Source organism: Paracoccus sp. MBLB3053 (assembly GCF_031822435.1).
In the GTDB taxonomy this organism is placed as follows: domain Bacteria; phylum Pseudomonadota; class Alphaproteobacteria; order Rhodobacterales; family Rhodobacteraceae; genus Paracoccus; species Paracoccus aurantius.
This window is the reverse complement of the sequence record NZ_JAVQLW010000001.1, coordinates 314181-333569: the sequence shown is the minus strand read 5'-3', so window position 1 is coordinate 333569 and position 19389 is coordinate 314181. Positions and strand designations below refer to the sequence as shown.

Here is a 19389-nt window from a genome sequence, read left to right as displayed (position 1 = left end):
AAGATACAGGAACAGGAACAGTTTGAGAACCTAGATGACCTATCAGTGAACTGCCCTGCCAGGCCGCAAAGCCGAATGTTGCTGATTAAATTTTGTGCTTATTGAAACCGCGTCTTTCGAACCGCTGCACAACTCTTGTGCTGAGCGGAAAGCCGCGCGTTTTCTGAGGCCGACACAGAACTGCTCGGACGCAGATAAAAGGTGCAGCTAACATGAGAAAACTACCCGCGATCAAACCGATGATCCCGGCGCTTGCGCTCGCTGTTGCGGGACTTGCGGTGCCGGCCCTGGCTCAGGAGGCGGCACCGGCCGCGGCTGAGCCCGCCCTGCCGGCGGGCATCAGCCTTGACGGAGTCTACGTCTTCAACACGCTGCTGTTCCTGATCGGCGGCTTTCTCGTGATGTGGATGGCCGCGGGATTTGCGATGCTCGAGGCCGGTCTCGTGCGGTCGAAGAACGTCACGACGCAGCTTTTCAAGAACATCGTTCTCTTCGCCATCGCGGGCATCATGTACTGGATCGTCGGCTACAACCTGATGTATCCGGGCGACGGCTGGGCCATTCCGGGCTATCTCGGCCAACTCTTCTCGCCCAAGGCCATCGACGCGGTCGCCACCGGAGCGGTGGATGACGGCTATTCGGCGGGTTCGGACTTCTTCTTCCAGCTCATGTTCTGTGCCACCACCGCCTCGATCGTTTCGGGCACCCTGGCCGAGCGCATCAAGCTGTGGCCCTTCATGATCTTCACCGTCATCCTGACCGGCCTGATCTACCCGATCGAAGCCAGCTGGAAATGGGGCGGCGGCTGGCTGAACGAGATGGGCTTTGGCGATTTCGCAGGCTCGACGCTGGTTCACGCCACCGGTGGTTTCGCCGCGCTTGCCGGTGCGATCGTCCTGGGGCCGCGCCTTGGCCGCTACAAGGGCGGGGTGGTCCAACCCTTCCCGGGCTCGAACCTGGCGCTGGCGACCCTCGGGACCTTCATCCTCTGGCTCGGCTGGTTCGGCTTCAACGGCGCCTCGCAGCTGGCGATCGGCTCGGTCAATGACGCCGCGGATGTCAGCCGCATCTTCGTCAACACCAACATGGCCGCTTCGGGTGGTGCCGTCGCCGCCGTCATCGCGACCCAGATCCTCTATGGCAAGATCGACCTCACCATGGTGCTGAACGGCGCGCTGGCCGGTCTCGTCTCGATCACCGCAGAACCGCTGTTCCCCTCGATCGGCGGCTCGGTCCTGATCGGTGCCGTGGGCGGTGTCATCGCGGTGCTCGCGGTTCCGGTGCTCGACAAGCTCAAGATCGACGACGTGGTCGGCGCCATCCCTGTCCACCTGTGCGCAGGTATCTGGGGCACCTTCATCGTTGCGGCCACCAACCCCGATACCAACTTCATGACGCAGATCGTCGGCATCGTTGCCATCGGCGCCTTCACCTTCGTCGTGTCGATGGTGGTCTGGCTGGTGCTGAAGGCGACCATGGGCATCCGCGTCAACCCGGAAGCCGAGATCAACGGCCTCGACGTCAGCGAAATGGGCATGGAAGCCTATCCGGATTTCGTCCACGCCAAGTAAGGCGACAAGGCAGACTGTCGGACGGGGCGCGAATTCGCGCCCCGTTTCCATTTGTGCAGGCCATCGCGTGAAAAGAAAAAGGCGCCCCCTTTGAAGCGCCTTGAAGCTTCGAATCGGAAAGGCTCAGGCGACGCGTGCGACGACGAATTCTGCGAGATCGCCCAGTAGGTCGCGGATCAGGTGGTCGGGCGCGGCGGTCAGCGCCTGCTTCGCCCGTTCGACCCAGGCCAGCGCATCGGCGCGGGCGGCATCCAGGGCGCCGCGGCGATGCAGGATTTCAAGCGCAGTTTCCAGATCGCCTTCGGCCTGCTGGCCCTTGCCGATCGTGCGCTCCCAGAAGGCGCGCTCATCCGCGTCGGCGGCGGCGATGGCCTTGATGACCGGAAGCGTCAGCTTGCGCTCGCGGAAATCGTCACCCACGTTCTTGCCGATCGTGGTGGTCGCTCCGCCATAGTCAAGCAGGTCGTCCACGATCTGGAAGGCGATCCCCAGGGCATCGCCATAATCGAACAGGGCCTGTTGCACCGCAGGATCGGCGCCTGCAACCACCGTGCCCGCCTCGGTCGCGGCCGAGAACAGCGCCGCCGTCTTGCCCCTCACGATCTGGGTATAGATATCTTCGGTGGTGGTGATGTCCTGCGCGGCCGTAAGCTGGAGCACCTCGCCCTCGGCGATGGTGGCGCTGGCATTGGCGAGAATCCGCATCACCTGCATGCTGCCGGTATCGGCCATCAACTGGAAGCTGCGGGCAAAGAGATAGTCGCCGACCAGCACGCTCGACTTGTTGTCCCAAAGCAGGTTCGCCGTCGGACGGCCGCGACGCTGTTCGCTTTCGTCCACGACATCGTCATGCAGCAAGGTCGCGGTGTGGATGAACTCGACGGCCGCCGCCAGCAATAGATGGCTGTCGCCCTGATAGCCGCAGAGGCGCGCCGCAGCCAGGACCAGCATCGGGCGCAGGCGCTTGCCGCCTGCCTCGACCAGATGCGCGGTCACCTCGGGAATGCGGGGTGCGTGACGGCTCGCCATCCGCTCGCGGATCAGCGTATTGACGGCGGCCATGTCTCCGGCCAATTCGGAGGAAAGCCGGTCCAGCGGTTTCGAGACGTTTTCTTTCATGCCCATCTGCCATTCCCTTTCACCTGCAAGCCATTGCCATGCCATGGACACATGCGCAACAGCCGCTTACCCTCGGACGCCATGAAGGAAGTTCTGCGCACGACAAATCCGCTGCTGATCACCCGGGCTGCCGATCTGCTGGCAAGCGAGGGGATCGAGGCATTCGCGATGGACCAGCACATGAGCGTGCTTGAAGGATCGCTGGGAATTCTGCCCCGCCGCCTGATGGTCGCGGATCGTCACCATTTCATGGCCGCCGCCATCCTGCGCGACAACCAGATCGACGATGGCCGCTGATTCCCCGCGTGTCGACGGTTTCCTTGGCGGTCGGCTGCGGATCGCCCAGCCGGTGGCGGGGTATCGCGCGGGCGCGGATGCCGTGATGCTGGCAGCGGCCTGTCCTGCCGCGCAAGGCGACGAGGTGCTTGAGCTGGGCTGCGGGGCAGGGGTTGCGTTGCTTTGCCTTGGCTGGCGGGTGCAGGGGCTGAGCCTCACGGGGCTTGAACTGCAGCAGGGCTATGCCGAATTGGCGCGTCGGAACGCCGAGGCGAACGGGATCGAGGCCGAGATCCTTGAAGGCGATCTGACGCGAATGCCTGCGCCATTGCGGCCCCGCAGCTTCGATCATGTCATCGCCAACCCGCCCTATTTCTCGTCGGGAACGATCGCGCCGGAATTCGGGCGCGGCACGGCGCGGCACGAAGACACGCCGCTGTCGCTCTGGATCGACGCCGGGCTGCGCCGGTTGCGGCCCGGGGGATGGTTCACCCTGATCCACCGCGCCGAGCGGCTGGGCGAGATTCTCGCGGCTTTCGGAACGCGGGCGGGCGAGATCACGATTTTGCCAGTCAGCGCGAGAATAGGCCGTGATGCGGGGCGGGTGATCGTGCTGGCCCGAAAGGAAGCGAAGACCCCGGCCCGGCTGCTTTTCCCCTTTGTCATGCATGAGAAACCGTCACATTTGACCGATGCAGAAGACCTCACACCGGCCGCTCGCGCGGTTTTGAGCCAGGGGGCGCCACTCAACCTGCGCGACAGGTGATTTGCAGTGACAATGTGACGATTCTGTGCTGCAATCGGCGGGTTCGATCAATCCAGATGGAGGACGACATGACGGTTGAATCCCACGTGCAGGAGCTTCGCCGCAAACATCAGTCACTTTCCGATCAGATCGAGGCGGCGCGGCGCTGCCCCGGCATGGACGACCTTTCGATTTCGCAGATGAAGAAGGAAAAACTGCGGTTAAAGGAAGAGATCACCCGCCTGTCGCACTGAGTTTTAACGCTCAATACCGATGAAGAACGGCCCGCGAAATTCGCGGGCCGTCGCAGTTTGTACCATCGGACGAAAACGCTCAGGCGAAGTACTGTCCGCCATTGGCGCTGATCGTCGAGCCGGTGATGAAACCGGCATCTTCCGAGGCAAGGAAGACGACGCAACGGGCGATCTCCTCGGGCTCGCCCAACCGGCCGACGGGGATCTGCGGAATGATCCGCTCATTCAGGACCTTTTCATCTATAGCGCGAACCATTTCGGTCCCGATATAGCCCGGGCAGATTGCGTTCACGGTGATTCCGGCGCGGGCGCCTTCCTGGGCCAGCGCCTTCGTGAAGCCGATATCTCCGGCCTTGGCGGCCGAATAGTTCGCCTGCCCGGCCTGACCCTTCTGGCCGTTGATCGAACTGATATTGATGACCCGCCCGTACTTGCGGTCGCGCATGCCCGACCAGACGGGATGGGTCATGTTGAAAAGGCCCGACAGGTTCGTATCGATGACCTCTTTCCACTGTTGCGGGGTCATCTTGTGGAACATCGAATCGCGGGTGATCCCCGCATTGTTGACCAGGACCGCGACCGGACCCAGTTCGGCCTCGACCTGCTTGATGCCGGCTTCGCAGGCTTCGTAATCCGCGACCGACCATTTATAGGTCTTGATCCCGGTTTCCTCGGTGAAGCTGCGCGCCGCTTCGTCATTGCCGGCATAGTTCGCGGCGACCTCGTAGCCCGCCTCCTTCAGCGCTTTCGAGATGGCCGCGCCAATGCCGCGCGACCCCCCGGTAACCAGAGCCACTTTCGCCATTTCCCCCTCCGTTCAGGTGCTTTCTGCAGTCGTTCGTCAAGGTCGTGGCGATGCGCGGTGCGCCGCGCACCGCCTTGTCGTCAGGGGCGTTCGACGCAGAGCGCCACGCCCATACCGCCGCCGATGCAGAGCGTCGCGAGCCCCTTCTTCGCCTCGCGGCGCTTCATTTCGAACAGCAAGGTGTTCAGGATGCGCGCGCCCGAGGCGCCGATGGGGTGTCCGATCGCGATCGCGCCGCCATTCACGTTCACGATGGCCGGGTCCCAGCCCATATCCTTGTTCACCGCGCAGGCCTGGGCCGCGAAAGCCTCGTTCGCCTCGACCAGGTCAAGGTCCTGGACGGACCAGCCCGCCTTCTTGAGCGCAAGCTGGCTGGCCGGGATCGGCCCCGTGCCCATGATCGAGGGATCGACGCCAGCCGTCGCATAGGAGGCGATGCGGGCAAGCGGGGTCAGCCCGCGCCGCGCGGCCTCGTCTTCCGACATGACCAGAACGGCGGCGGCGCCGTCGTTGAGCCCCGAGGCGTTCCCCGCCGTCACCGAACCGTCCTTGGCAAAGGCGGGTCGAAGCTTTTCCATCGCATCCAGCGTGGCGCCATGACGGACATATTCGTCGCTGTCGACAGTGAGGTCGCCCTTGCGCGTCTTGATCGTCACCGGCACGATTTCATCGGCGAAGCGGCCCTCCTTCTGGGCGGCCTCGGCCTTGTTCTGCGAGGCGACGGCGAATTCGTCCTGTGCAAGACGCGAAATCTGCCACTGGGTGGCGACATTCTCGGCAGTCTGGCCCATGTGGTAGTCGTGGAAGGCATCCCAGAGCCCGTCACGGATCATCGTGTCGAGCATCTTCATGTCGCCCATCTTCTGGCCGGCACGGATATAGGAGGCGTGCGGCGACAGCGACATCGATTCCTGCCCCCCCGCAATCACGATCTGCGCATCGCCCAGAACGACCTGCTGAGCGGCCAGAGCGACCGTGCGCAGCCCCGAGCCGCAGACCTGGTTGATCAGCCAGGCCGGCGATTCCTTGGGCAGGCCCGCCTTGATATGCGCCTGACGCGCAGGGTTCTGTCCCTGTCCCGCGGCAAGGACCTGGCCAAGGATCGTCTCGGACACCTCGCCCGGCTCGACGCCAGCGCGCTCGAGCACCGCCTTCAGGGCGATGGCGCCCAGATCATGGGCGGGCATCGAGGCGAACGATCCGAGAAAACTTCCGACGGGCGTGCGCGCAGCGGATACAATCACTGCTTTGGTCATTTCAGGCTCCTTCCCAGCTTGCCGAATTGCTGCGGCTTTTGGGCACGGTTTCAATTTCGTGCCGTTACGTCAAGCTGACTTAGCGCGTCTTGCCTTGCAGTCGGATGACAATCCTTGCCTTGCGGGAATTTGCCGCAGGGTCCGGCCGGGTCGTTGTCGTCAGCGTCCTGCCGTCGCGGCGCTGGGCGATCGCCATGGCGGGACGATGGTCGGAGCCCCGAAATAATAGCCCTGAAGGCAGTCGATCCCCATGTCGATCAGGAAGGCCGCGTCATCGGCTGTCTCGACAGATTCGGCGACGGTGAACATGTCGAAATGATGGGCGATCGCCTGCAATGCGCGGGTCAGGACCTGATTGTCGCGCTGCTGCGCGATTTCACGGATGAACTGCCCGTCGATCTTGATCATGTCGAAGCAGAAGTCGCGCAGGTATCGAAACGAGGTATAGCCCGCGCCGAAATCGTCCAGCGCAAAGCTGACGCCATGCGATTGCAGTTCCTGCATGAAGCTCCCGACCATTTCAGGCAGCCCCATCGCCGAGCTTTCGGTGATCTCGAGGATCAGTCGTTCGGAGATGCTCGGGTCACCGCCGATCCCGTCGCGCAAGGTGCGCAGCCAGGCCGGATAGCCGATCGAGCGCGCCGACATGTTGATCGACAGCCGCATCCCCGGCTCTTGCGCCAGGGCCTGCAGCCCGAGCGACAGCGAAAGGCAGTCGATCTGGCGCCCGAGTTCGGTCGTTTCGGCCAGCGGCATGAAATCGCGCAACGGGATGAACCGGCCGGTTTCGTCGATGATCCGGATCAGCCCTTCATGAAAGGCGGTCTGGCCGGGCCGGTCGGCAGGGACAATGGGCTGGTAGGCAAGAACCGCGTCGCCCCGGGATACGGCCCGGCGAACGGTCGCCATGGTCAGTCGGCTTTGATGGTCGATGGCGAAATCCAGCGGAGAGCCGAATTCCTGCGGGGTGTCGTGATTGTCGGTCATGCCCTTGCTCCTGTCTTCGGGGAAAGACTGGTCGGGATCTCCTAAGATCGGGTAAACCCTGTCTGGTTTCGCGACTCGAGGTAAACCAAGCATGAACGAACCAGAGCGATGCGGCTGGTGCGGGGCTGACCCGCTTTACGTCGCCTATCATGACGAGGAATGGGGCGTCCCCGAATACGACTCGCGGGCGCTTTGGGAAAAGCTCGTGCTGGATGGCTTTCAGGCCGGGCTGAGCTGGATCACCATCCTGCGCAAGCGCGACAGCTTTCGCGAGTGCTTCGAGGGTTTCGACCCCGAGCGCGTCGCCCGCTGGGGCGAGGTCGAGATTGCCCGGGCCCTGGCCGATCCGGGCATCATCCGCCATCGCGGCAAGATCGAGGCGACGGTCAGCGGGGCGCGGGCCTATCTCGAGATCGAAGGCTCCGAGGGGTTTTCGCCCTTCATCTGGTCCTTTGTGGGGGGGCGTCCATTGCAGAACGCGAGGGCCAGCCTGGCCGAGGTGCCGGCCAAGACGGCGGAATCCGAGGCCATGGCCAAAGCGCTGAAGAAGCGCGGCTTCAAGTTCTGCGGCCCGGTCATCACCTATGCCTTCATGCAGGCCTGCGGGCTGGTCAATGACCACGTCACGGGCTGCCCATGCCACGCCAAGGTCAAGGCGCTGTCGCCTGGCGGATAAGCGTCTTGGCGGTGTCAGATGACCAGTCGGCCCCGCCGATCAGGCGGGCGATCTCATTGCCATCGCGGTCGATGAGGATTGTCACGGGCATCCCCATCACCCCCATTTCGCGGGCAAGGCCCTGACGCGGATCAAGCAGGACGGGCAGGTTTTCTACCTTTGCCTGGTCAAGGAATTTCCGGATCGCGGGGGCGGGATTGTGCCCTGCGGCGATCGCAACGACCTGGAAATCCTTGCCGCCCAGTTCGGCCTGCAAGGCGTCGAGCGAAGGCATTTCCTCGCGGCAGGGGGCACACCATGTCGCCCAGAAGTTCAGAAGTACGACCTTGCCGCGATAATCCCTGAGAGAGTGGGTGCCGCCATCGGGGTCGGTGAAGGTGGTTTCGGGCACAGGCCGGGGATCGCTTTGCGACAATTTCGCAAGCCCGCCATCATGCGCCGCCTGCCAGTCGATTTTCCCGGCGAAGGCCGGGTTTGCACCGATGAGCAGGGCCGTATAAAGAACCAGCGTACGCAGCATTTCATCCCCCCGAAGGACAAGTCATGACCGAACAGCCCGCCAGCACCGCCAACCAGATGTGGGGTGGACGTTTCGCCGCCGGGCCGGATGCGATCATGGAGGCGATCAACGCCTCGATCGGGTTCGACCAGCGGCTCTATGCCCAGGACATCCGGGGCAGCCGTGCCCATGCCGCGATGCTTGCCGCACAAGGCATCATCAGCACTAGCGATGCCGAAGCGATCGGGGAAGGGCTTCTCACGGTGTTGTCAGAGATCGAGAAGGGCGGATTCCCGTTCTCGACCGCGCTGGAAGACATCCACATGAACGTGGAATCGCGGCTCAAGGAAATCATCGGCGAGCCGGCGGGGCGGCTGCATACGGCCCGGTCTCGCAACGACCAGGTGGCGACCGATTTCCGGCTTTGGGTCCGCGACCAATGCGATGCCGCGATCGACGGGCTGGACGCGCTGATCCGCGCCGCGCTGGGCCAGGCCGAGAAGGGCGCGGATTGGGTCATGCCAGGCTTTACCCATTTGCAAACCGCGCAGCCGGTGACCTGGGGCCATCACATGATGGCCTATGTCGAAATGTTCGGCCGCGACCTGTCGCGCTTCCGCGATGCCAGGAAGCGGATGAACGAATCCCCCTTGGGCGCGGCGGCGTTGGCCGGGACGGGCTTCCCGATCGACCGCCACGCGACCGCCGAGGCCTTGGGCTTCGACCGGCCGATGGCGAACAGCCTCGACGCCGTCAGCGACCGGGATTTCGCGCTGGAATACCTGTCGAGTGCGGCGATCTGCGCCGTTCACCTGTCGCGCCTGGCAGAGGAACTGGTGATCTGGTCCTCGGCCCAGTTCCGCTTCGTGACCATGTCGGACCGCTTCTCGACCGGCTCCTCGATCATGCCGCAGAAGAAGAATCCCGATGCTGCCGAGCTGATCCGCGCCAAGATCGGGCGCATCCTCGGCGCGGCTGTCGCGCTGTTCGTGGTGATGAAGGGACTTCCGCTGGCCTATTCCAAGGACATGCAGGAAGACAAGGAGCAGGTTTTTGATGCCGCCGACAACCTGATGATCGCGCTGGCCGCCATGACCGGGATGCTTTCCGACCTGACCGCGAATCGCGACCGTCTGGAGGCGGCGGCGGGCTCGGGCTTCTCGACCGCGACGGATCTGGCCGACTGGCTGGTGCGCGAGGCAGGGTTGCCCTTCCGCGAGGCGCATCACGTCACCGGCGCGCTGGTCGCCATGGCCGAGAAATCGGGCGTCGATTTGCCCGAGCTGAGCCTCGCGCAGATGCAATCGGTCAATCCGGCGATCACCGAGGACATCTTCAACGTGCTCGGCGTACATAATTCGGTCGCCTCGCGCATGTCCTATGGCGGCACCGCGCCTGCACAGGTCCGTGCCCAGATCGCGCGCTGGACCGAGCTTCTTGGGGAAAAGGCATGACCCAGACGATGTTGCTGGCGCTTTTCGCGCTGATGCTGGCGACGCTGGCCGCCTGTGGGGTGGATGGGCCGCCGACCCGGCCCGAACCGACCCCCGAGCCGGGCGTCCATGTCAGTGGAGAGGCCCGGTTCGGTGTCACCACCTCGCTCTGACCTGACGCCGCTGCGCCTGATCTGGCTGGCAATCGCTCTGCTTGGCGGCGTCATGGCGCTGTGGCGGGGCGAAGTCCTTTGGCATGGCGCGCGCGGCACCGAGATGGTCGCGCAGGTCGCGCTTGGGCTTTGGTGCATGGTCGAGACGATGGTGCGACGCAACTGGGCGGCCTTCCTGACCTATCCGGCGCTGGCGCTCGGCATCGGCTGCGCCCTGCCGCTTTATCTTTTCATCCGCTCTCGCAGGATCACCTGATGGATCACTTCAATTACGTGGACGGCGTGCTGCATGCCGAGAACGTGCCCCTGACCCGTATCGCGGCCGAGGTCGGAACGCCGGTCTATGTCTATTCGACCGCAACGCTGACCCGCCATTTCAAGCTGTTCCAGCAGGCACTTGACTGGTCCGATCACCTGGTCTGCTTCGCGGTCAAGTCGAATTCGAACCTTGCCGTCTTGAAGGTGCTGGCGGATCTGGGCGCGGGCATGGATATCGTTTCGGCCGGGGAATATGCCCGGGCCAAGGCGGCGGGCGTGCCGGGCGAGCGCATCGTCTTTTCCGGCGTCGGCAAGACCGCCCCCGAGATGCGCTTGGCGCTGGAAGGCGGCATCCGCCAGTTCAACGTCGAATCCGAGCCCGAGATGGAGCTGCTTTCCGAGATCGCGGCCTCGATGGGCCTGCGCGCGCCGATTGCTGTCCGGGTGAACCCGGATGTGGACGCCAAGACCCATGAAAAGATCGCGACCGGCAAATCGGAAAACAAGTTCGGCATCCCGATCGCCAAGGCGCGCGAGGTCTATGCCCGCGCGGCAAGCCTTCCGGGGATCGAGGTCGTCGGCATCGACATGCATATCGGCAGCCAGCTGACCGACCTTGACCCCTACAGGCAGGCCTATGCCAAGATGGCCGAATTGACCCGCGCGCTTCGCGCCGACGGCCACGATATCCGCCGCCTCGACATGGGCGGTGGACTGGGCATCCCCTATCGCCGCGACAATAACGCGCCACCCCTGCCGATCGAATACGGGCAGGTGATCCGCGATGCCGTAGGTGATCTGGGCTGCGAGATCGAAATCGAGCCGGGCCGCAACATCTCGGGCAATGCCGGCATCCTGCTTTCGAGTGTCATCTATCTCAAGCAGGGTGAGGGCCGGGATTTCCTGATCCTCGACGCGGCGATGAACGACCTGATTCGCCCGGCCATGTATTCGGCCCATCACGATATCGTCCCGATCCATGAGCAGGCGCCGGGCGCCAGCGTCGCCCCCTATGACGTCGTCGGACCGGTTTGCGAAACCGGCGATACGTTCGAAAAAGCCGTGGAACTGCCCAATCTTGAGGCAGGAGCGCTTGTCGCGCTGCGTTCGGCGGGGGCTTACGGCGCCGTGATGGCCTCGGAATACAATTCCCGCCCCCTTGTGCCGGAAGTTCTGGTGCACGGGGATCAATTCGCCGTCATTCGGGCAAGACCAACGCTTGAGGAAATGCTGGGACGCGATACCATTCCGGAATGGCTCTAGTCATTGCGTCAGCTTGCCCGGCAAAGGGTGCGGCCGGATTTTCCGGCCCTCGCCCCCATGACCGGGGCTCCGCCCGTCGGGTTGAACAGATCGCGAGGACGATTCTGACGGGAGGAAGCTCGGGATGACCAGACCGCCGGAGCCCAGACAGGCCAGACGCGCGGTCGGATTGACCCGCGCCGGCATGTGGTGGGAATCGGCGGCAAGCGCCTTCTGGCCCCTTGCAGTCCTGCTGTCGCTGCTGATCGCTGCACTTGCCTTTGGCGCGGCCGAGCTCGTCTCGTCCTCGACCCTGCTTGCGATCGCCCTGATTTCCCTGCTCGCCGTGGTGGTTGCAGGGTTTTACGGCTGGCGCAAATTCCGGATGCCGAGCTTGCCGCAGGCGCGGGATCGCGTCGACCAGACGCTGCCCGGCCGCCCGCTTTCCGCGCTGAGCGACGATGTCGCGATCGGTGCGGCGGACAAGGGCTCGACGGCGCTTTGGCAGGCCCATCTGGCGCGGATGGAACGCGAGGCCGCGGCCGCGCGAGCGGTCCTGCCCGATGCGCGCTTGCGCTGGCTCGACCCCGTCGGACTGCGGCTCGTGGGGTTGGTCGCGCTGGCAATGGCTATTCTTTTCGCGCCCGCCGGGCGACTTGGGCTGGGCATCTCGGCCCTTGGCGCCACGCTTCGCCCTTCTTCCGACAGCAGGCCCGGACCGGCTCAGGGTTCGGCCTGGGAAGGCTGGGCCGCACCGCCTGCCTATACCCGCCGTCCGACGATCTATCTGAATTCCCTCCCCGAGGGGCGGGCGCTTGAGATGCCCAAGGGCACGCAATTCAGCTTTCGCCTTTACGGCGATGGGATCGAACTGAGCCAGAGCATCGGGCCAGCGCGCGAGGGTGCCGATCCTGCCGCCCCGGAATTTTCCGCCGAGCAGGACGGTTTGATCCAGGTGGCCGACCGCCGGTTCCCCGTGGTCGTCATCCCCGATGCCGCGCCATCGGTCGAGCCTGTCGTGGCACCGGACCGTCGCGCCGATGGCCGCTTCCTGCAGCCATTCTCGGCCTCGGACGACAATGGCGTCTCGGGGGGCAAGGCGCTTATATCGCTCGACTTGGCGGCGCTTGATCGCCGCTATGGTCTTGCCGTCGCGCCCGAGCCCCGCGATCCGGTCGAGATCGCGCTGCCGATGCCAGCAACGGGCAATCGCAAGGAGGTTCGGGGCCAGATCGCGACGGATCTGTCCCGACATCCCTGGGCCAACCTGCCGGTCACCGTTTCTCTCGAGGTTGTGGACGGCATCGAGCAGAAGGGGCAGTCCCGACCGGTGCGGATGATCCTGCCCGGGCGGCGTTTCTTCGATCCGCTTGGCGCGTCGCTGATCGAATTGCGGCGCGACCTTCTGTGGTCGCGCGACAATGCGGCGCGCAGCGCGCAGGTGCTGCGCACGGTCAGTTGGCAGCCCGAAGGGTTCATGGACCCGGAGTTGGCGCACGGGCTGCGCAGTGTTCTTGGAACGCTCGAAGCCGGGCCGCTGACCGAGGAAGAGCGAAATCGCCTGGCGCAGGTGCTTTGGGATGCGGCGGTTGCGCTAGAGGACGGTGGCCTGGCAGACGCGCTTGAGCGGATGCAGCAGGCGCAGGAACGGCTGTCCGAAGCGATCCGCAACGGCGCGAGCCCGGACGAGATCCAGCGGCTGATGGATGAACTGCGCGAGGCAACGGACGCTTATACGGACATGCTGGCCCAGCAACAGCAGCAGGAACAGGATCCCTCGGAACGCTTCGATCGTTCGCCGCAGGGGGGGCAGCAGATCACGGGCGACCAGATCCAGCAGATGATGGACGAGATCCAGCGCCTGATGAACGAAGGCCGGATGGCCGAGGCGCAGCAACTGCTCGACCAGTTCAACCGCATGATGCAGAACCTGCGGGTGACGCAAAGTCAGGATGGTTCGGGCGAAGGCGGGCGCCAACGTCCGATGGGCCGGCTTGCCGAGACCTTGCGCCAGCAGCAGGAATTGGCGGATGAGGCGATGCGCCAGATGCAGGATCAATATGGCCAGTGGCAGCCCGAAGGTCAGCAGGGGCAGGGCGGCCAGCAAAGCCAGGACCTTGCCGACAGGCAGCGCGAACTGCGCGAGGATCTTGGCCGCCAGCGGGGGCTGATGCCCGGTCGCGGCACGCGTGAGGGCGATGCTGCCCGGCAGAATCTGGACGATGCCGGACGGGCGATGGAGGAGGCCGAACAGGCGCTGCGCGAAGGCGATCAAGCGGGCGCGATGGAGCGACAGGCCCAGGCGATCCAGGACATGCGCGAGGGGATGCGTTCGCTGAACGACATGATGAGCCAGCACAGTCCGTCAGGGCAGGAAGGCCAGCCGCAAGAGGGCGGGCAGGAGGGTGGCCCCGACGGCCCTTCGGGAGAGCGCAACGGCCCGCGGGGGCTGGCGGATGCCTATCGCAATGATCCGCAGACCGATCCTCTGGGCCGCTCGACCGAAGGCAATGGCGGTCAAGTCACCACGGGAAATCCTCTTGCACAGGGGCCGGACCCGGCGCGCCGGGCCCGTGATCTGCAAGACGAAATCCGTCGGCGCAGCGGCGAGCGCGACCGTTCGCGCGATGAACGCGATTATCTCGACCGGTTGCTCGATAATTTCTGAGCTTTAGTCGGTGCCGCCAAGGCCGCCCATCAGCGCAGTGGCGCGATCGTGCAGCCAGATCCGGCCCCGATCCAGATCGGCTTTCCATTCAGCAGCAAGCGAAGAGCCCTCGTCCGGCGCGAGCGAATAGAAGGCCGCAAGCCCCGCCGCAACGGCGACCGCCAGCCCAAACCCAAGCCAGTAGCCGGAATGGGAACGATCCGGGACGATCACCGCGACCTTGGGCGGAAGCGGCACGGGATCGGCGGCAGGGCGCAGGAGCACGGCCGTCGACCGCTCGGGCTGGGCCTCGGTCACCGTTTCGACCGGCGGAGCATCTTCGGGCGCTGCCTCTGCCGGGTCGGGTTTGCGGGTGAGGGTTGCCGCCAGTTGCGCGGCATCGGGCAGCGCCGATGGCGCGGGGGTGGATACGGGCGCCGCTTCGGTTTCGGCTTCGGCCGACACGACCTCTCTCGGCGGGTCTGCGGGTTCAGGCGTCGACGGCGCAGAAGCCTTTGATGCCTCGGCAGGGGGGGCTTCCGCGGCGCCGCCCATCGGCAGGGGGTCTCCGGGCAGGATGACGGTCGTCACCGGCCAGACTATTTCCTCGGCAGGGGGAAGCGAGGACTCATGTCTGGGTCCGGCCGGGTCCGGGGGTGCGGCGGGCGCAGCCGTTCTGCTCGCGTCAATGTGATCGTCCGTTGCCGAGCCTGCGTCGGGGACGGTTTCACGACCCGCCTCTCGTCTTGCGGAAAGTTCACGCGCGGTTTCCTCGCGCAGGATCGCCAGAACCGATTCGTGCAGCGGGCGGTTCAATGCGGGGCGCGCGGCCGGATCGTAATGCTGGTCAGAACGGTGCCCGCCCTCGAAAGCCGGGGCCGGTGCCGCAGGGGCGGGCCCGTCCTGTCGCCAGACATGGCTGCAGGCCGAGCATTCCACTTCGCGCCCTGATGCGGGAATCGCCGTATCCGGGATCTCGTATTGGGCTCCGCAACGTGGACAGATAAGGCGCATTCAATGTCTTTCTTGGCCGGACGTGAACGCGGCGCGCATGCATGCCTGCGTCTCGCAATCGCCGCCGGACTGTTCTATCAAGCCACGAACCGCGAGCCAAGAAGCCCGGACAAAAGGGGGTCCCAAGTGATCGAGATGCACAACCTGTCCTTCGGCTATAGCGGGGGCGAGCCGCTGCTGGCGGATATGTCCTTGTCGCTTCAGCCGGGATCGTTCCATTTCCTGACCGGCCCTTCGGGTTCGGGCAAGACCACCTTCCTGAGGCTTTGCTATGCCGATCTGTTGCCGAGTGCCGGGCGCATGACCGCATTCGGCCAGGATGTGACGAGCCTGTCGCGCGACGGAATAGCCGCGTTGCGCCGGCGGGTGGGCGTCGTCCACCAGGACACGCAGTTCCTTGACCATCTTCCGGTGGCCGAGAATATCGCATTGCCGCAGATCGTCGCGGGACAGAGCGTGGACATGCAGTCGATCAGCGATCTTCTGTCCTGGGTGCAATTGACGCAGCACAGCCGGTCGTTGCCACCCTCGCTTTCCGGCGGGGAAAGGCAGCGTGCGGCCCTGGCGCGTGCGGTCATCATGTCGCCCGACCTGATCATTGCCGATGAGCCGACGGGCAATCTTGACTGGGACATGTCGATGCGCTTGCTGGATCTGCTGGTGGGGCTCAACCATTCGGGGAAATCGGTCCTTTTTGCGACTCACGACCTCAACCTGATCCGCGCCGCCAAGCAACATGTGCAGGCGCGCGTGCTGCGCATCGCCGGCAAGCGGCTGCAACTTGCGGGAGCAGACCTGTGACCGGACGCGACCTGAAATCCCTTGAACTCTCGGCACTCTGGCGCGGTCTGACCCGGCCCGATTCAGCCGGCACCGATCGTGTCGTCCCGCCGACCGGTTTCACGGCGCAACTGACCGTATTCGCGGCGGCGGCGATGGCCTTTCTTGCGGTTTTTGCGCTGGCGCTGGCTTTGGCGACCGGGCGGCTGGCCGAGCGCTGGTCGACCGAGTTGGGGCAAAGCGCGACGATCCGGGTTTCGGCCCCGCAGGACCAGATCGACGATCAGACGGTCACGGTCATGGAGGTGCTGAAGACCACGCCGGGCATCGCCGGGTCGCGCCTGCTGCCCGATGCCGAGGTCGAAAAGCTGTTGGAGCCGTGGTTCGGACCCGATGTTCCGGTCGAGGCCCTGCCCATTCCCCGCCTGATCGAGGTGATCGAGGCCAAGGAAGGCTTCGATGCAGATGCGCTTCGGCTGCGCCTGCAGGGCGAGGCGCCGGGCGCGGTGCTTGACGATCACACGCGCTGGCGTCAGCCGTTGGTGAGGGCTGCCGGTCGGCTGAAGGTGCTTGGCCTGTTTTCGCTGGTGCTGATTGCGGCCGCATCGGGCGCGATGATCACGCTGGCCGCCAAGGCAGCGCTGGCCGCGAACGGTCAGGTGATCCGGGTGCTGCGCCTGATCGGCGCGCGCGATATCACGATTGCGACGGCCTTCGTGCGCCGGTTCACGCGCCGCGCCGCAATGGGCGCGGCCATCGGCACCGGGCTCGGGATGATCGCGGTCTGGGCGCTGCCTGCGGCCGATGATGCCGGCGGCTTCCTGACCGGGCTCGGCTTTCAGGGCTGGGGCTGGTTCTGGCCGCTGCTCATTCCGGCCGTGGCTGCAGTGATCGGATTCGGTGCGACCCGCTCGGCCGCGCTTCGCATGCTGCGGGAGGTCCGCTGATGAACCCCTATGAGCCGCGCCCGGCGTCAATTCTCGACTGGTTGCGGACGGGCGTGTTCTACATCTACGCCGTGCTGATCACGTCCGTCATCGGGCTGATCGGCCTGCCGGGCACATGGATCGACGCATCGAACGCGAAACGCACCGGCTCCCGCTGGTTGCGCTTCATGCTGGGCGGTGCGCGCGTCATTGCCGGCATACGGGTCGAGTTTCGCGGCACGCTGCCCGCAGGCGATGCGCTGATCGCGGCCAAGCATCAGAGCTTTCTGGATATTCTCGCAATCGCCTCGGCCTGTCCCGATCGCGCCTTCGTGATGAAGCGCGAAGTCATGAGGGTGCCGATCATGGGCTGGTTCGCGCGCAAGGTGGGGTGCATCCCGATCGATCGCGCGCGCGGCAAGGATGCGATGCGCCAGATCATCTCGGAGGTCGAATCCGCCCGGAGCACGCCCGACGGCCTCGGGCAGTTGATTTTCTATCCCGAGGGCACGCGGACGAAACCGGGCACGACCGTTCCCTACAAGCCCGGCGTCGCGATCATCCAGCGCGCGACCGGCCTGCCGGTCATACCCGTTGCGGTGAATTGCGGCATGTTCTGGCCCAAGCGCGGCTATCCGATCCGCCGGGGCACCTGCGTGGTCGAGTTCCTGCCCGGGATGGCAGCGGGCAAATCCTCGGATGAGGTGCTTCGCGAACTGGCCCAGCAGATCGAAGGGGCCAGCACCCGGCTGTTCCAATTGGCCGGCGGAAAAGAGTCCCTTGCCGAAAACTGATCCTTGCGGCCATTGTTCCGGCCCAAGTCGTTACCTATCTCGGACGAACCCGACCGCAGCCGCGGCTGGAACCTGCTTTCAGGACTGATGAATACCGTGCGCCCGCCGCTGCGAGGGCACGCCGTTCACTGCCCGAACCGACGATACAGGAGGGCGCATGAGTGCCATCATCGAGATCGACAATCTCTCCAAGCGTTATGGCAGCGGCACGGCCGCGCTGAACGGCGTTTCACTGAATATCAACGAAGGCGAGATCCTGGCCCTGCTTGGCCCGAACGGGGCGGGCAAGACGACGATGATCTCGATCATCTGCGGCCTTGTGACGCCGACCGGGGGCACCGTCCGCGTGGGTGGGCATGACATCCGCAAGGACTGGCGGGCCGCACGCAAGATGATTGGGCTCGTGCCGCAGGAGATCCTGCTCGAACCCTTCGAGAAGGTCATCGACTGCGTCCGCTTCACCCGCGGACTTTACGGCGAGGGGCCGGACGAGGCCTATCTCGAGCAGCTTCTGCGCAGCCTCGCGCTGTGGGACAAGCGCGATGCGCGCACGCGCGAGCTGTCGGGGGGCATGAAGCGCCGCGTCCTGATCGCCAAGGCACTGTCGCACCGGCCCAAGGTCCTGTTTCTCGACGAACCGACGGCGGGGGTGGATGTCGCACTGCGCCGCGAGATGTGGCAGGTCGTGCGCGCGCTCAGCGCCCAAGGCGTCACGATCATCCTGACCACGCATTATCTCGAAGAGGCCGAAGACATGGCCGACCGGATCGGCGTGATCAACAAGGGCGAGATCCTGCTGGTGAAGCCAAAGGCGGAACTGATGGGAGAGTTCGGCAAGAAGCGTCTGACAATCGATCTTTACGAGCCGCTGGCCGAATTGCCCGAAGCGCTTGCCGAGCGCGGGATGACGCTCAACGGAAACGGCATGCAGCTGGGCTACGACTATGACACCAATGCGGATCGCACCGGCATCGCGCGGCTGCTGGGCGATCTGACCCAGCATGGCATCGCCGTGCGCGATGTCGCGACCAAGCAAAGCAATCTCGAGGAAATCTTCATGGCGCTCGTCGAGGACAAGCCCGAGGAGGTCCGCGCATGAACTGGCAATCCGTTCGCGCCGTCTACGGCCATGAAATGGCGCGCTTCTTCCGCACGATCTGGCAATCCCTGGCCTCGCCGGTCCTGTCGACGGTGCTTTACTTTGTCGTCTTCGGCGCGGCCATCGGGGGGCGCATCCAGTCGGTCGAGGGCGTGGCTTATGGCGCCTTCATCGTTCCCGGGCTGATGATGCTGACCGTGCTGCAGCAATCGGTATCCAATGCGAGCTTCGGGATCTATTTCCCGAAATTCTCGGGGACGATCTATGAATATCTGGTCGCCCCGACCGGCTGGATCGAGGTGACGCTGGGCTTTGTCGGCGCGGCTGCGACCAAGGCGGTGATGATCGCGCTGGTGATCCTTCTGACCAGCTTCTGGTTCAACGGCGCGCATATCGCGCATCCCTTCTGGATGATCTCGTTCCTGATCCTGACGGCGGTCGGCTTCTCGCTTCTCGGGTTCATCATCGGGCTCTGGGCAAAAAGCTTCGAGCAGCTTCAGATCGTGCCGATGATGGTCATCACGCCGCTCGTCTTTCTTGGCGGGGCGTTCTATTCGGCCTCGATGCTGCCGCCCTTCTGGGAGGCCGTCGCGAAGCTCAATCCGGTGCTTTACCTGATCTCGGGCTTCCGCTGGTCGTTCTTTGATCTGGCCGATGTTCCGGTTGGCGTCTCGCTTTTTGCCGTCGCTCTGATGATCCTGGTCTGCATGGCGGTGATCCGCTGGATCTTCCTGACCGGCTGGCGGCTCAGGGAGTAATCTGCCCGTTACCCGGCTGCCATACAGGTGAAGCATACCTGTCACTGGCATCGCTTAGCAGAAGGCTCTGGAATCAA

At 64.7% G+C, this 19389-nt stretch carries 21 protein-coding genes; 15 read left to right on the top strand and 6 right to left on the bottom strand.

Annotated elements, in window-relative coordinates; all coding sequences use genetic code 11:
* The first annotated feature begins 212 nt into the window (after positions 1 to 212).
* Positions 213 to 1571 carry an ammonium transporter gene (locus tag RGQ15_RS01670; RefSeq protein WP_311158475.1) on the top strand — a complete coding sequence of 453 codons (1359 nt, stop codon included), beginning with the start codon at positions 213 to 215 and terminating at the stop codon, positions 1569 to 1571.
* 123 nt (positions 1572 to 1694) lie between these two features.
* On the opposite strand, the gene RGQ15_RS01665 is transcribed toward RGQ15_RS01670, so the two are convergent.
* Positions 1695 to 2696 carry a polyprenyl synthetase family protein gene (locus tag RGQ15_RS01665; protein ID WP_311158474.1) on the bottom strand — a complete coding sequence of 334 codons (1002 nt, stop codon included), beginning with the start codon at positions 2694 to 2696 and terminating at the stop codon, positions 1695 to 1697.
* Positions 2697 to 2771: 75 nt separating this feature from the next.
* On the opposite strand from RGQ15_RS01665, the gene RGQ15_RS01660 reads away from it, so the two are divergent.
* From RGQ15_RS01660 to RGQ15_RS01650, 3 genes are all read left to right on the top strand, one after another.
* Positions 2772 to 2987, top strand: coding sequence for a putative signal transducing protein (locus RGQ15_RS01660; RefSeq protein ID WP_311161012.1), 216 nt, complete (start codon positions 2772 to 2774; stop codon positions 2985 to 2987).
* Complete coding sequence (locus tag RGQ15_RS01655; protein ID WP_311158473.1) at positions 2977 to 3732, top strand: tRNA1(Val) (adenine(37)-N6)-methyltransferase; 756 nt, start codon at positions 2977 to 2979, stop codon at positions 3730 to 3732. The genes RGQ15_RS01660 and RGQ15_RS01655 overlap by 11 nt, the downstream gene beginning before the upstream one ends.
* A gap of 68 nt (positions 3733 to 3800) precedes the next feature.
* Positions 3801 to 3965, top strand: coding sequence for a YdcH family protein (locus RGQ15_RS01650; protein WP_311158472.1), 165 nt, complete (start codon positions 3801 to 3803; stop codon positions 3963 to 3965).
* 79 nt (positions 3966 to 4044) lie between these two features.
* Here RGQ15_RS01650 and phbB read toward each other — a convergent pair whose 3' ends face one another.
* From phbB to RGQ15_RS01635, 3 genes are all read right to left on the bottom strand, one after another.
* Complete coding sequence (gene phbB / locus RGQ15_RS01645; protein WP_311158471.1) at positions 4045 to 4770, bottom strand: beta-ketoacyl-ACP reductase; 726 nt, start codon at positions 4768 to 4770, stop codon at positions 4045 to 4047.
* An 80-nt stretch (positions 4771 to 4850) separates the two neighbouring features.
* Entirely contained in the window at positions 4851 to 6026 is a 1176-nt protein-coding gene (locus RGQ15_RS01640) for an acetyl-CoA C-acetyltransferase (RefSeq protein WP_311158469.1), read from the bottom strand.
* Positions 6027 to 6185: 159 nt separating this feature from the next.
* Positions 6186 to 7013: an EAL domain-containing protein gene (locus tag RGQ15_RS01635; protein ID WP_311158468.1), complete on the bottom strand. Its 828-nt coding sequence runs from the start codon at positions 7011 to 7013 to the stop codon at positions 6186 to 6188.
* Between the two features lie 91 nt (positions 7014 to 7104).
* On the opposite strand from RGQ15_RS01635, the gene RGQ15_RS01630 reads away from it, so the two are divergent.
* Positions 7105 to 7689, top strand: coding sequence for a DNA-3-methyladenine glycosylase I (locus RGQ15_RS01630; protein WP_311158467.1), 585 nt, complete (start codon positions 7105 to 7107; stop codon positions 7687 to 7689).
* Here RGQ15_RS01630 and RGQ15_RS01625 read toward each other — a convergent pair.
* A complete protein-coding gene (locus RGQ15_RS01625) occupies positions 7664 to 8209 on the bottom strand; it encodes a TlpA disulfide reductase family protein (RefSeq protein ID WP_311158466.1) in 546 nt (181 codons plus the stop codon). The genes RGQ15_RS01630 and RGQ15_RS01625 overlap by 26 nt on opposite strands.
* A gap of 23 nt (positions 8210 to 8232) precedes the next feature.
* Here RGQ15_RS01625 and argH point away from each other — a divergent pair, with 23 nt between their 5' ends.
* From argH to RGQ15_RS01600, 5 genes are all read left to right on the top strand, one after another.
* On the top strand, positions 8233 to 9642 hold the full coding sequence (gene argH, locus RGQ15_RS01620; RefSeq protein WP_311158465.1) for an argininosuccinate lyase: 1410 nt from the start codon (positions 8233 to 8235) through the stop codon (positions 9640 to 9642).
* A complete protein-coding gene (locus RGQ15_RS01615; RefSeq protein WP_311158464.1) occupies positions 9639 to 9794 on the top strand; it encodes a hypothetical protein in 156 nt (51 codons plus the stop codon). The genes argH and RGQ15_RS01615 overlap by 4 nt, the downstream gene beginning before the upstream one ends.
* Positions 9775 to 10050 carry a DUF2834 domain-containing protein gene (locus RGQ15_RS01610; protein WP_311158463.1) on the top strand — a complete coding sequence of 92 codons (276 nt, stop codon included), beginning with the start codon at positions 9775 to 9777 and terminating at the stop codon, positions 10048 to 10050. The genes RGQ15_RS01615 and RGQ15_RS01610 overlap by 20 nt, the downstream gene beginning before the upstream one ends.
* On the top strand, positions 10050 to 11315 hold the full coding sequence (lysA, locus tag RGQ15_RS01605) for a diaminopimelate decarboxylase (protein WP_311158462.1): 1266 nt from the start codon (positions 10050 to 10052) through the stop codon (positions 11313 to 11315). The genes RGQ15_RS01610 and lysA overlap by 1 nt, the downstream gene beginning before the upstream one ends.
* 124 nt (positions 11316 to 11439) lie before the next feature.
* Positions 11440 to 13962 carry a DUF4175 domain-containing protein gene (locus RGQ15_RS01600; RefSeq protein ID WP_311158461.1) on the top strand — a complete coding sequence of 841 codons (2523 nt, stop codon included), beginning with the start codon at positions 11440 to 11442 and terminating at the stop codon, positions 13960 to 13962.
* A 3-nt stretch (positions 13963 to 13965) separates the two neighbouring features.
* Here RGQ15_RS01600 and RGQ15_RS01595 read toward each other — a convergent pair whose 3' ends face one another.
* Positions 13966 to 14955 (bottom strand): zinc-ribbon domain-containing protein, encoded by a 990-nt coding sequence (locus tag RGQ15_RS01595; RefSeq protein ID WP_311158460.1) that lies wholly within the window; start codon positions 14953 to 14955, stop codon positions 13966 to 13968.
* 126 nt (positions 14956 to 15081) lie between these two features.
* On the opposite strand from RGQ15_RS01595, the gene RGQ15_RS01590 reads away from it, so the two are divergent.
* The 5 genes from RGQ15_RS01590 to RGQ15_RS01570 all read left to right on the top strand — a co-directional run bounded on the left by RGQ15_RS01590 (position 15082) and on the right by RGQ15_RS01570 (position 19312).
* The gene (locus RGQ15_RS01590) at positions 15082 to 15756 is read left to right on the top strand and encodes a cell division ATP-binding protein FtsE (RefSeq protein WP_311158459.1); all 675 of its coding nucleotides are present in this window, start codon (positions 15082 to 15084) and stop codon (positions 15754 to 15756) included.
* 47 nt (positions 15757 to 15803) lie between these two features.
* Positions 15804 to 16682, top strand: a complete 879-nt coding sequence (locus RGQ15_RS01585) for a cell division protein FtsX (protein WP_409201326.1) — start codon at positions 15804 to 15806, stop codon at positions 16680 to 16682.
* On the top strand, positions 16682 to 17455 hold the full coding sequence (locus RGQ15_RS01580) for a lysophospholipid acyltransferase family protein (RefSeq protein ID WP_311158457.1): 774 nt from the start codon (positions 16682 to 16684) through the stop codon (positions 17453 to 17455). Before RGQ15_RS01585 ends, RGQ15_RS01580 begins: the two co-directional genes overlap by 1 nt.
* Positions 17456 to 17612: 157 nt before the next feature.
* Positions 17613 to 18554 carry an ABC transporter ATP-binding protein gene (locus RGQ15_RS01575; RefSeq protein ID WP_311158456.1) on the top strand — a complete coding sequence of 314 codons (942 nt, stop codon included), beginning with the start codon at positions 17613 to 17615 and terminating at the stop codon, positions 18552 to 18554.
* Complete coding sequence (locus tag RGQ15_RS01570; protein ID WP_311158455.1) at positions 18551 to 19312, top strand: ABC transporter permease; 762 nt, start codon at positions 18551 to 18553, stop codon at positions 19310 to 19312. The genes RGQ15_RS01575 and RGQ15_RS01570 overlap by 4 nt, the downstream gene beginning before the upstream one ends.
* Positions 19313 to 19389: the final 77 nt, after the last annotated feature.